Source organism: Buchnera aphidicola (Sitobion avenae) (assembly GCF_005082585.1).
In the GTDB taxonomy this organism is placed as follows: domain Bacteria; phylum Pseudomonadota; class Gammaproteobacteria; order Enterobacterales; family Enterobacteriaceae; genus Buchnera; species Buchnera aphidicola_Z.
Genome location: NZ_CP034855.1, coordinates 286,304 through 299,649 on the forward strand (window position 1 = coordinate 286,304; position 13,346 = coordinate 299,649).

General features: G+C 24.3%; 13 protein-coding genes. 9 read left to right on the forward strand and 4 right to left on the reverse strand.

The genetic code is table 11. The features are described 5' to 3' along the window. Window positions 1-4 precede the first annotated feature (4 nt). The 9 genes from purB to ribA all read left to right on the forward strand — a co-directional run bounded on the left by purB (window position 5) and on the right by ribA (window position 9,083). Entirely contained in the window at window positions 5-1,375 is a 1,371-nt protein-coding gene (gene purB, locus D9V77_RS01320) for an adenylosuccinate lyase (RefSeq protein WP_158338324.1), read from the forward strand. Between the two features lie 106 nt (window positions 1,376-1,481). Further along, window positions 1,482-2,072, forward strand: coding sequence for a transglycosylase SLT domain-containing protein (locus D9V77_RS01325; protein WP_158338326.1), 591 nt, complete (start codon window positions 1,482-1,484; stop codon window positions 2,070-2,072). 109 nt (window positions 2,073-2,181) lie between these two features. Then, window positions 2,182-2,964, forward strand: coding sequence for an enoyl-ACP reductase (locus tag D9V77_RS01330; RefSeq protein ID WP_158338328.1), 783 nt, complete (start codon window positions 2,182-2,184; stop codon window positions 2,962-2,964). Between the two features lie 189 nt (window positions 2,965-3,153). Continuing rightward, complete coding sequence (rnb, locus tag D9V77_RS01335; protein ID WP_158338330.1) at window positions 3,154-5,094, forward strand: exoribonuclease II; 1,941 nt, start codon at window positions 3,154-3,156, stop codon at window positions 5,092-5,094. 120 nt (window positions 5,095-5,214) lie between these two features. After that, window positions 5,215-5,862 (forward strand): YchE family NAAT transporter, encoded by a 648-nt coding sequence (locus tag D9V77_RS01340; RefSeq protein ID WP_158338332.1) that lies wholly within the window; start codon window positions 5,215-5,217, stop codon window positions 5,860-5,862. Window positions 5,863-5,892: 30 nt separating this feature from the next. Beyond that, window positions 5,893-6,528 carry a lipoyl(octanoyl) transferase LipB gene (gene lipB / locus D9V77_RS01345; RefSeq protein WP_158338334.1) on the forward strand — a complete coding sequence of 212 codons (636 nt, stop codon included), beginning with the start codon at window positions 5,893-5,895 and terminating at the stop codon, window positions 6,526-6,528. A 118-nt stretch (window positions 6,529-6,646) separates the two neighbouring features. Continuing rightward, complete coding sequence (gene lipA / locus D9V77_RS01350) at window positions 6,647-7,603, forward strand: lipoyl synthase (RefSeq protein WP_158338336.1); 957 nt, start codon at window positions 6,647-6,649, stop codon at window positions 7,601-7,603. Window positions 7,604-7,723: 120 nt separating this feature from the next. Beyond that, the gene (pyrF, locus tag D9V77_RS01355) at window positions 7,724-8,437 is read left to right on the forward strand and encodes an orotidine-5'-phosphate decarboxylase (protein WP_158338338.1); all 714 of its coding nucleotides are present in this window, start codon (window positions 7,724-7,726) and stop codon (window positions 8,435-8,437) included. A gap of 61 nt (window positions 8,438-8,498) precedes the next feature. Next, window positions 8,499-9,083: a GTP cyclohydrolase II gene (gene ribA / locus D9V77_RS01360; RefSeq protein ID WP_158338340.1), complete on the forward strand. Its 585-nt coding sequence runs from the start codon at window positions 8,499-8,501 to the stop codon at window positions 9,081-9,083. Between the two features lie 690 nt (window positions 9,084-9,773). On the opposite strand, the gene cls is transcribed toward ribA, so the two are convergent. The 4 genes from cls to D9V77_RS01380 form a co-directional block, all read right to left on the reverse strand. Beyond that, entirely contained in the window at window positions 9,774-11,234 is a 1,461-nt protein-coding gene (gene cls / locus D9V77_RS01365) for a cardiolipin synthase (RefSeq protein WP_158338342.1), read from the reverse strand. Between the two features lie 335 nt (window positions 11,235-11,569). Further along, a complete protein-coding gene (gene yciA / locus D9V77_RS01370; protein ID WP_158338344.1) occupies window positions 11,570-11,977 on the reverse strand; it encodes an acyl-CoA thioester hydrolase YciA in 408 nt (135 codons plus the stop codon). A gap of 38 nt (window positions 11,978-12,015) precedes the next feature. Beyond that, the gene (locus tag D9V77_RS01375; protein ID WP_158338346.1) at window positions 12,016-12,546 is read right to left on the reverse strand and encodes a septation protein A; all 531 of its coding nucleotides are present in this window, start codon (window positions 12,544-12,546) and stop codon (window positions 12,016-12,018) included. A 28-nt stretch (window positions 12,547-12,574) separates the two neighbouring features. Next, window positions 12,575-13,318 carry a YciC family protein gene (locus D9V77_RS01380; protein WP_158338348.1) on the reverse strand — a complete coding sequence of 248 codons (744 nt, stop codon included), beginning with the start codon at window positions 13,316-13,318 and terminating at the stop codon, window positions 12,575-12,577. Window positions 13,319-13,346: the final 28 nt, after the last annotated feature.

A 13,346-nucleotide genomic window follows, 5' to 3' on the forward strand; every position in this document is an offset into this window, starting at 1 on the left:
ATTTATGGAATTAACTGCATTAACAGCTATCTCTCCCATAGATGGTCGATATAGTGCTTTAACAGTACTATTAAGAAATATTTTTAGTGAATTTAGTTTTTTAAAATATCGTCTTAATATTGAAATTGAATGGCTAAAAAAAATAATTAGCATGTCTCAAATATTAGAAATTAAAAACATTCAATATAAAGATACATTTTTTCTTGATAATATTGTTAAAGAATTTAATGAAAAAGATGCAATATTTATTAAAAATATAGAAAAAACAACTAATCATGATGTTAAAGCTTTAGAATATTTTTTAAAAAATAAAATTTCTAAATCTAAAAATTTTTTATTGGTTTCAGAATTTGTTCATTTTGGATGTACTTCCGAAGACATTAATAATGTCGCATATGCATTAATGATAAAAGATGCTCGTGATAAAATAATTTTGCCATTATGGACTAAGATTATTAATGTCTTAAAAAAAATGGTATTCAGATATCAAAATAGTCCTTTATTATCTTTAACTCATGGACAACCTGCGACTCCATCAACGATGGGTAAAGAAATTGCTAATTTTTATTATCGAATGCAACGTCAGTACATAATTTTAACAAAAATAGAAATATTAGGAAAAATGAACGGGAGTACTGGGAATTATAATGCACATTTAGCAGCATATCCTCAAATTAATTGGCATAAAATAAGCAAGGATTTTATAATGTCACTAGGCATTAATTGGAATCCATATACAACACAAATTGAACCGCATGATTATATTGCTGAATTTTTTAGTTGTATATCGCTCTTTAATACTATACTAATTGATTTTAATCGCGATATGTGGGGTTACATTTCTCTTAATTATTTTAAACAAAGGTTAATAGATTGCGAAATAGGTTCTTCAATAATGCCCCATAAAGTCAATCCAATCAATTTTGAAAATTCTGAAGGTAATTTAGGAATAGCTAATGCTTTAATGAATCATATGATAACAAAATTGCCTATTTCTCGATGGCAGCGAGATTTAAGTGATTCTACAGTTTTACGTAATTTAGGAGTCGCAATTTCTTATTCAGTAATTGCATATTATTCTGTATTATCAGGGATTGATAAATTAGAAATAAATGAATTTCAATTATTGAAAAATTTAGATCAGAACTGGTCTATTTTATCTGAACCTATTCAAACTGTCATGCGTCGTTATGGGATAAAAAATGCATACGAAAAATTAAAAAAATTAACTCGGGGGAAAGAAATAAATAAAGATATTATACATTCATTTATTTCAAGTTTAAAAATTCCAGAAAAAGAAAAAAAACGTTTAAAAAATATTACACCAAGAAACTATATTGGTGCAGCTAGTACGATTATTAATGAAATAAAATAAATGATAATTTAATATTATGTACTATTATACTTGTTTTATATAATAAAGATTATTTATATTTTTCAAACATTACTCAGTAATGTATAAAATTTAAGGAAATATTCCTGTGAAATTAGGAATTTTAATTATTTGTTTTTTATTATTAACTGGATCTAGTCAGTTTTTCAATATAAAAAAAAATTTAACAATAAATTATTTTTTAAATAAGAATAGTATTCAAAATACTTTAAATCATTGGAATGATATTGTCGAAGTGGCTGCACATAAATATAAAGTTGATGAAAAATTAATTAAATCCATTATTTATGTAGAATCTTCTGGCAATCCTTGTGCTAAAAGTAAATCCAATGCAATTGGATTAATGCAAATAAAACCTTCTTCAGCAGGAGCTGAAGTATATCGTTTATATGGAAAAAAAGGCCAACCTTCTATTAAAGAATTATATAATCCAAAAATAAATATTGATATGGGAACTGCCTATATTAGTTTTTTACAAAAAAAATTTTCGACGATAAAAAACAAAGATGTGATGAGATATGCTACTATTGTTTCATATGTCAATGGAGCTAGCGCACTTCTTAAAACATTTTCTAAAAATAGCAAAGAAGCAATAGATATAATAAATACTATGACAACACAATCTTTTTACACACACGTAAAAAAAAACATCCAGCAATTCAAGCATCTCGTTACTTAATGAAAGTAATTATGATATACAATTTAATATAAAAATATATTTTTAAAATACAATTAATAAAACATTAAAAGTTATATTGACAATCATATCTATTTTTCGAGATGTAAAAATGGGATTTTTAAAAGGTAAAAAAATTTTAATAATTGGGATTTCAAGCATAAGATCAATTTCTTTTGGTATAGCAAAATCTTTATATAGTCAGGAAGCAGAATTAGCATTTGTATGTCAAAATGAAAAAATAAGTAAAAAAATAAAACATTTAACACGAGAATTAAACTCATCTATTATTTTTTCTTGCGATGTATCAAAGGATGACAATATTAAAAAATTATTTATAGATTTAAGACAAGTTTGGAAAAAATTTGATGGTTTAGTTCATGCTATTGCCTACTGCCCCAAAGAACATTTTAACGAAGATTTTATAAGTAGTACTACAAGAAATGGATTTAATATTGCACATGAAATTAGTTCCTATAGTTTTTTAGGATTAGTAAAAGAATGCAGAAATATGTTAAATAATTTTTCTTCTTTGTTAACTTTATCCTATTTAGGTGCACAAAGAGTAATACCTAATTATAATGTTATGGGTTTAGTAAAAGCATCGTTAGAAGCAAATGTTCGTTATATGGCTTATTCGTTAGGAAAAAAAAACATTCGTGTTAATGCAATTTCGTCTGGTCCAATTAAAACTATTTCTTCTTACAAAATTAAAAATTTTAATAAAATAAAAAATTTTTCTCATGCATCTTCATTTTTAAAAAATTCTATTACCAGTGAAAATATAGGAAACGTAGCCTCTTTTCTATTATCTGATTTGTCTTTAGGTATTACTGGTTCAGTGATTTATGTTGATAATGGTTTTAACATAAGTGGAATAAATAATATTTTATAAAACTGCTAATTTTTTAAATAAAAATATATAATTTTTTATTATTAAAATAAGTTATTATAACTTACATATATTTGACAATCATCACAAAAGAACTATCTTTGTTATTTCATAAATACATTATACATTTAAATTAATTTTTAAATTTATAAGATTATTAATTTTGCACCATGACAATTAGGTTTTATTATTATGTTTCAAAACAATCCATTACTGACACAGTTAAAAAAAAATCTACATGCTAAAACACCACGAGTTGAAGGCATAGTAAAAAGTACTGAAAGAGGATTTGGATTCTTAGAAGTTGATGTGCAAAAAAGTTATTTTATACCTCCTAAAAATATGAAAAAAGTTATGCATGGTGATAAGATAATTGCATTATTAAAAACAGAAAAAGATAGAGAAATAGTCGAACCTGAAAAATTAATTGAACCTTTTTTAAATAGGTTTGTTGGAAAAATAGAAAAAAAAGATAATCGACTATTGATCATGCCAGATTATCCATTTTTAAAAGATTTTATAATATGCCATCCGAGTAAAGATTGCACTGATATTTTTCAAAGTGGAGATTGGGCTATAGCTCAATTAAAAAAACATAAACTTAAAGGAGATCATATTTTTTATGCTGAATTAACAGAAAAAATAATAGAAAAAGATAATCCGTTAATCCCTTGGTGGGTAACTTTAGCACGTTATAATCTTGATAGAAAAGAGCCATTATCAGAAGAAAATGATCTTGTACTAAAAGAATGTAATAACAGAAAAGACTTAACAGATTTAGATTTTATTACTATAGATAATGTAAATACTAAAGATATTGATGATGCACTTTTTATTACTGAAAAAAATAATGGTGAGATTTCTTTAATTGTCGCTATTGCAGATCCAACGGCTTATATAAAAAATGGTAGCAAGTTAGATTTGATAGCTTCTCAAAGAGCATTTACAAATTATTTACCCGGTTTTAATGTTCCTATGTTACCTCGCAATTTATCAGAAGATATATGTTCATTACATCCTAATAAACATCGTCCTGTATTAGCTTGTAACATTACAGTTTTAAAAGATGGTAGTATTGCTTATGATACTATTTATTTCTTTTTAGCATGGATAAAATCAAAATCAAAATTATCTTATGATCATGTTTCAGATTGGATTGAAAAATCTGGAACATGGACACCTCCAACAAAATCAATTGAACAACAAATATTAATTTTACATCGTTTATGTTTATTACGTATCAAATGGCGTAAAATGAATGCAGTATTATTTAAAGATAGCGTAGAATATCGATTTCATTTATCTGAATATGGAAATGTTATAGATATAATAATTGAACAAAGACGTATTGCACATAAAATTATTGAAGAAGCCATGATAATTGCAAATCTCTCTGCTGCTAATTTTTTATCTAGAAACCTTGGGTTTGGTGTATATAATATACATACTGGATTTGATCTTGTTAATGCTGAACATGCAGTTGCTTTTTTAAAAAGTTATAATTTAAACTTCAGTGTTGCAGAAATAACTACCTTAAAAGGTTTTTGTCATCTTAGACGTGTATTAAATTCATTATCAAATAATTATATTGATAGTCGTATCCGTCGTTTTCAATCTTTTGGAGATTTTAGTACTGTACCTGGTCCTCATTTTGCACTGGGTTTTTCAGAATATGCAACCTGGACTTCTCCTATTCGCAAATACAGCGATATGATTAATCATCGTTTATTAAAATCAATTATAAAAAAAGAAAAACCAATTAGACCTAATGAGGATATTAAATTAAAAATAAGCGAACAAAAACGACGTAATCGAATGTCTGAAAGAGATGTTTCAGATTGGCTTTATACTATATTTTTACAGAAAAAAGAACATCGAAATCAAAAATTTAATGCTGAAATAACTGATATTTCTAGAAGTGGAATAAGAGCTCGGTTAGTAGAAAATGGTGCTCATGTTTTTATTCCAGGACCTTTAATACATTCTGTTAGAGAAGAATTAAATTTTAATCAAGATGTAGGAAAAGTTTTTATTAATGGTATTATGCATTATAAAATATCTGATTTAATTCAAGTATCTTTATCAGATATTCGCTTAGATACTCGTAGTATTATTGCTAAACCTGAATTTTAAAAATATTATAAAAAATAAAAATATTGTATATTTTTTATAAAAAGCATTCCATGATGATGCAAGTATAATAATAAAATTTCAAATAAGTTATAAAAATTCAATACAAATTAGGAGTATAATATGAATATTTCAATTTTTGATTTATCTATATATATAAAATTCTTTATAGGTTTATGTGCTTTAGTTAATCCAATTGGAATGATTCCTATCTTTACAACTATAACAAATAATCAGTCTCCCTTAGAAAGAAAAAAAACTAATTTAGTAGCTAATTTTTCTGCATCATTAATTTTATTAATATCGTTATTTTTTGGTAGTAATATTTTAAATATTTTTGGCATATCTATTAATTCTTTTCGTATTGCTGGTGGAATACTAATTATTAGCATAGCTTTTTCTATGATTAGTGGTCAATTTATAAAAAAAATCACAACTAAAAAAGATAAAAAAGAAGAATCTAAACTAGATAATATTAGTGTTGTTCCTTTGGCAATGCCTTTAATTGCTGGCCCAGGAGCTATTAGTTCTACTATTGTTTGGAGCAGTTATTATTCAAGTTGGATTAATTTATTTGTATGTGGTGTAGTCATTTTTTTATTTTCTTTTGTGTGTTGGTTGTGTTTTGAAGCTGCTCCATGTGTTGTTCAAATTTTAGGAAAAACAGGAATTAATATTATCACCCGTATTATGGGATTATTACTAATGTCTCTGGGAATAGAATTTATTAGCACTGGTATAAGTTCTATTTTTCCTGGATTATTACATTAACTTTATTCTTTATTTTTACTGGATAGTTTTTTGCAAAAAAAAATAATTTTTTTTCGTGATCTAGGAATAGAACATTGGTTAACAACCCTCAATAAAATGAATAATTTTACAATAGCACGTAATTTTTATACATTTGATGAAATTTGGTTTGTAGAACATTACCCTATTTTTACTCAAGGAAAGTTACAAGAAAATAAAAATATAATTTTTTTACATGGTATTCCAATAGTAAAAACTGATAGAGGTGGTCAAATTACATATCATGGACCTGGACAACAAGTATTATATTTTTTAATAAATCTTAAACGTCGAAAGATTAGTATTCGCCAATTCATAGATATAATGCAAAACATAGTAATAGAAACTTTAAATAATTTCTCTCTTAAAGCATACAGTAAAATAAAAACACCAGGTGTATATATAAATGGAAAAAAGATATGTTCTTTAGGTTTAAGAATAAAAAAAGGTTCAACTCTTCATGGTTTAGCAATCAATGTTGATATGAATTTAAAACCATTTGACTACATTTATCCTTGTGGAGACAAAAAAATAAAAATGACACAAATAAAAGATTTTAATTTAAATGTTTCATTACAAGATTTACAAGTTGTTTTAGTTAAAAAAGTATCTAAATTTTTAAAAGTTATTATGATAAAAGAAGACTAAATTAAAAATTAATTAAAAAATTTTAATAAATCATATATTTAAACTTTTACTTAAATAATTATTTTTAAGTTGACATGTAGTATGTATTTCAGCGCTTGTAATCGAGATCATAAATTTGATGAAGAATAATAAAGATGTCTTATTAAAAAATAAGATATTAAAAAAAATAAATATTGTTAATGTTAAACAAAATATTGATTTTATAAAAAAATTAAAAAAACCTGATTGGATAAAAATTAAGATACCTATTAATACATCTCGTATACATCAAATAAAAAATGCTTTACGTAAAAATAATTTATATTCCGTTTGTGAAGAAGCTCAATGTCCAAATTTATCAGAATGTTTTAATAATGGTACTGCGACGTTTATGATTCTTGGACCTATATGTACACGAAACTGTCCTTTTTGTGCTGTATCTCACGGAACACCTAATCCGATAGACATAGAGGAACCTCAAAAATTATCTAATACTATTTTCGATATGGGAATTAATTATGTAGTAATTACATCAGTTGTACGTGATGATTTATATGATGGTGGTGCTCAACATTTTGTAAATTGTATTCAAGCGATCCGCAATAAAAATATGGCGAAAATTGAAATATTAGTTCCTGATTTTCGAGGAAGAATAAAATTAATTTTAAATGTTTTTAATAATGCATTACCTGATGTTTTTAATCATAATATAGAAAATGTTCCTCGAATGTATAAAAAAATTCGTCCTGGGGCAAATTATGAAAAGTCCTTATTATTATTAGAATCATTTAAAAAAAAATATTGTAATATACCCACTAAATCAGGTTTTATGTTAGGTTTAGGTGAAAAAGATAAAGAAATTGTTCAAGTAATGAAAGATCTTTATTCCAGAGGTGTAACTTTATTAACTGTAGGTCAATATCTTCAACCCAGTATTCACCATCTCCCAGTAAAACGTTATATACCAATTACAGAATTTGAAAATATAAAAAAAGAAGCTTTATCTATCGGTTTTACTAATGCTTTTTGTGGTCCTTTTGTTCGTTCATCATATCACGCTAGTTTTCAATCACATTTGCCTATTAAGAAACAATAATATTGATAATGTTTAAAAATTATTTTTCATATACATGTAATTTAGTACGTTTTATATCAAAAATATAAAACCAATAATATTTTTTTATTGATGTATAGTATATATACTAGAGGTTGTATAGTGTTAAATCCTAATTTATTTAAAATACCAAAAATCATTATTGCATTAGATTTTTATGATAAAAAAACAGCTATGAAATTAGTAAATGTTCTGAATCCATCTATCTATTATTTAAAAATTGGTAAGGAAATGTTTACAATTTTAGGCTTTAAATTTATAAAAGAATTACATCAGTTGGGATTTAACATTTTTCTTGATTTAAAATTTCATGATATCCCGAATACTGTATTTAATGCTACAAAAGCAGCGGCAGATTTGGGAGTATGGATGTTAAGTGTTCATGCTTCTGGTGGAAAAAAAATGCTAATTTCTGCAAAAAAAGCATTAAAATCTTTTAAAAAAAATGCTCCTTTATTAATAGCTGTTACAGCATTAACTAGTTTAAAAGAAGAAGAATTAAAAGACATTGGAATTCAAATTTCATTAACAGAATATATTTTAAAGTTATCACAATTATCTAAAGATTGTGGTTTAGATGGTATTGTATGTCCAGGAAAAGAAGCAAAAAAAATTAAATTTTTACTGGGAAATCAATATAAAATTATTACTCCGGGTATTAGAATTTCTAAAGATTTGCCACATGATCAAAATAATATTATTACTCCTAAAGAAGCAAAAGAATATAAAATAGATTATATAGTAATAGGACGTTCTATTACAATGTCAAAAAATCCAATTAAAAAATTAGATTTAATCATAAAATCTATGGAATAAATTAACACAAAACAATAAAAATATTAAAAAATATTTATTTAATCCTAAATCAGGAGAATTTATGCAATTAATAGAAAAAGCTGTTTTACCCACTCCTTGGGGTAATTTTTTTATATTTGGTTTTAAAGAAAAGAAAAATGGGAAAAATCATGTTGCTCTTGTATATGGTGACATAAAAAAAAATACTCCTACTCTTTCTAGAGTACATTCAGAATGTTTAACAGGAGATGCTTTTTTTAGTTTACGTTGTGATTGTGGAAGTCAACTAAAAATGTCTATGAAAAGAATTTCTCAGGAGGGAAGTGGTGTATTAATTTATCACCGGCAAGAGGGTAGAAACATTGGTCTTCTTAATAAAATTAGAGCATATGCTTTGCAAGATAAAGGATTGGATACTGTTCAAGCTAATCAAAAACTTGGTTTTTCTGCTGATGAAAGAGATTTTTCACTATGCGCTGATATATTTAATATATTAAATATTAATAAAATTCGTTTGTTAACAAATAATCCTTTTAAAGTTCAGATGCTTAGTAATGCTGGAATAAATATTATTGAACGAGTTCCTCTTATTGTAGAAAAAAATCCTAAGAATGCTTATTATTTAAAAACTAAATCTGAAAAAATGGGCCACTTATTATCTGAATAAAAATAATTAATTATTCGATCATAAATTAGTGTGTATTTTTTAAAAAATGCATTTTTTTTTAAATGATAGGGGTTTTTTTTGATAAACCCCTGTATATAATTATTTTTAAAAAAGTTTTCAATATTTTTTTATGATTTAAAATAGCGTTATTTTTAAATCTTTATATTATTAACTGATATATTTATATTTTTTAGTTTTTTTCTTCGTGTATGTATTTTAAATCTTTCTAAGCCATAATTTTTTTATTAGTTCATTAAAACTTATACAAACCGAAATTAATATTTCTATATATTTTTAAATTTTTTTATCTTTTTTTTTTATTCCTAAATTTTTTATTCTTTTTTCCTGTTAATAATAACGATTTTGAATTTCTCTAATATTCCTTTTTAAAATTTCTAAAAAATATTTTTGTAAATGTACACGAAGTATGCGAATTCTATTTAGAATTTTTAGAGCTTGATTCATCATATTTTCATAATATTAATTCAATATAAAAACATTTCGCTTAAAATTAATATGTAATATCAAAATTTAATAAAGTTAACACAAAAAAAAGAACTAATTTATTAAAAATACAAAAATATTGTATAAGTATATAACATAGTTTTATTATAGGTACAATACAATGATTTCATGAAATATAAATATATATATTTACTAAAAAAATTATTTTTTGAAAATTTTTCTTTTTTATAACAAAGGACTTAAAAAATAAAATATTTTTTCAAGAATTTTTTTCCAATATGGACGCATTGACCAAATTTTTTTATCTATTAGCTGAGAATCAGAAATATATTTTTTTTGTATACACAATAAATTATGTCCAAAATCACTATCATCAATTACTAAAGTAATTTCAAAATTCAACCAAAGACTTCTCATATCTAAATTTACAGTACCAATCAAACTTAATTGTTGATCTACTAATATGCTTTTACTATGTAATAATCCTTTTTTAAATTGATAAATTTTTACACCAGCTTCTAATAGTTCACTAAAAAAAACTCTACTAGCCCATTTTACTAAAATAGAATCATGACATAAAGGTATAATAATACTAACTTCAACTCCTCTTTGAGCAGCAGTACAAATAGCTTGAAGCAAATCTTCGCTAGGAACCAAATAAGGAGTAGTCATAATCAACTCATGTTTAGCTGAATAAATAGCTGTTAATAATGCTTGATGAATCATATTTTCAGGGAATCCTGGTCCAGATGCAATAACCTGAATACTAGAATGTTTATTAGATGTATTTTTTAAAATCGTTTTATTAGGTAGTTGCGGTAAAATTTTTAAACCTGTTTCAATTTCCCAATCACAGGAATAAATTATCCCCATTGTTGTAGCTATAGGTCCTTCTATTCTTGTCATTAAATCAATCCATTGACTGATTCCAGAAGAATTTTTAAATAAATAAGGATCTACAAGATTCATACTACCAGAATATGTAATGTAATTATCAATTAATATAATTTTTCTATGTTGTCTAACGTCAATACGTCTTAAAAAAATTCGTAATAAACTGACTTTTAGAGCTTCTACTACTTGAATCCCAGCGTTTCTCATTATTGTAACCCAAGGACTCTGAAAAAACTCAATACTTCCTGCTGAATCAAGCATTAATCTACAATTTATACCTCGTTTTGCAGAATCAATAAGCGCTATTGCCACATCATCTGCTATCCCTCCTGGTTTCCAAATATAAAATACCATTTCAATATTTTTACGTGCTAAATAAATATCACGTATTAAAATTTGCATAATTATTTTAGTATTAGTGAGAAGTTTAAGTTTATTGCTTTTTATTCCAGACATTCCTTGTCTATGTTTGCATAATTGAAATATAGAAGTGGCTACTTCACTGTTTTTGATTTGAAAAATATATGTACAAGACTTTAATTCGTTAAGCCATTTATTAGAAATAGACCATATTCTATTCGCAATTTTTTTATGCCTTTTCCCTAAATATAATTCTCCAAAAAAAAACCAAAAATAAATTCCAATAAAGGGGATAATATAAATTGTTAAAAGCCAAGACATAGAAGAGGGTATATTGCGGTGTTTAATCAAAACTCGAAAAGTAATATTAGCAATTAATAAGCAGTATATTAAAAAAACTAGACATTTGATGAAATTATAGAAAATATCCATCCATTGAAGGTCCTATGTATGATTTTTTCAAAAGTTTCTTGTATTTAATTAAATATTTTTTTTAGAATAAAGTATATGTAATATTTAAAGTATTAAGATAATTAATGAATACTAAAAATTTATTTATTTTTTTAATATTATTTTCAATATAAAAAATATAAGAATTATACAATACTATTTTGTTCAACACCGTTAAAAAAAATAATTGCATCATAAATAAATTTTAAATTAGTTTTATCAAGTGTTGAACGTGATACCTTGATAGCATCCTTTATAAAAATTAAAAAATTTTTAGAAATATATCTTAATAAAAGAATTATTTTATTTTTTTTTGTTTAAATAATGCTCATAGGTAACAATTCACGAGATTTTCCTGTGTTATCAATGGCTACATAAATAAATACTGCTTCTGCAGCACAGTAGTATTGACCTAATGGTTTCGAACAAATTTTTTTAATCCATATCTCTATATTGATTTTAATAGAACTTTTTCCAATTTTTATGCAATTTGCATAGCAATTAACAATATCACCAACAGATACAGATTTTAAAAAAGTAATTCCATCAACTCGTACAGTAGCTACTTTTCCTCCCGCAATCTCTTTTGCTAATATTGCCCCGCCTATATCCATTTGAGACATAATCCAACCGCCAAAAATATCACCATTAGCATTAATATCTGTAGGCATTGAAAGTGTTTTTAATACTATTGTCCCTTTTGGTAATTTATTTTTTTTTGACATTATTAAAACGTTCACTCTATTATGTTGTAAAAAATTATTTATTTTTTCGAAATTTTAAAATTTATATAAATACTCGTTAATAAAATTAAAACAAATGTTAAAGATGTAAAACCAAAAACTTTAAAATTTACCCATTCCTTTTCTGAAAAATAAAATGCTATATAAATATTCAAAATACCACAAAACAAAAAAAATAAAGACCAAAAAAAATTAATTTTACGCCAGTACACATGAGATATTTTTATGTCTTTTTCTAAAAATCTTTGTATCATTGTTTTTTTTGTTAAAAATTGACTAATTAATAAAACTAAAGAAAAAATTATATAAATTATTGTTATTTTCCATTTAATAAATTGACTATCATGAAAAAATATTGTAAGAGAACCAAAAAGAGCAACTACAAAAAAACTAAATAAATTAATTTTATCTATTTCTTTGTAAAGAATCCAATGAAGTATACACACTAATCCTGATATAACAATAAGAGAACCGGAAGCTATAAAAATATCATAAAACTTATAAAATATGAAGAAAATGAGCATAGGTAATATATTTAATATTTGTTTCATAATATAAACCTGGATATTCTTTAGATTTTTAAGAACGCAAGAAAATCATATAAAATCGAAATAGGTATATGATTAAAATAGAAAATAATATATTCATACTAACATTAGATATTAAATCTAAAATATTCTTGTTAAGAAAATGAATATGATCTAAGAATACTGTCAAAATAAATTTACTAAACATCCAAGTTAAAATACATGGGCTTATTATTTTTATATATCTCCAAGAGATAGATATACTAAGACGGATAGAATCTATTAATCCATGTTTTTTAAAAGAAAAAATAATAGGTGATAAAGAAAGTGTTATTGATAGTAATACGCCTGGAATAATAAATAACATAAAACCTATTTGAATTATAATAGTACTTAGAAAATTTAGTATAAACAAACTAGGTAAAAATGAAAACAAAGAACATATTGATGTTATAATGGTTTTTTTTTCACTGTTAGATACACTGGAAATTAAAATTATAATACTTCCTAACAATACTGTTTTACTCATTAATGATTCTATAATTTTAAAAATAGAATATTTTAATAATTCATGTTTTTCTTCTAAATTCATACTATTAATTAATTCTAATAGTGCGTGAGCATTAATAAAATTATTATTTTCTATTATAGATATAATATAAATGTTTGGTTTAACAAAAATATCTATTATTAGATTAATAAAAGCAATAAATATAGATATAAAAAAAATAGTTCTTATTTGTTTATAAAAAAAATAACATGTATCATGACGTAATTCGTTTACGGTAATTTTCATATGTATATTCCTTATAAATACTTAATAT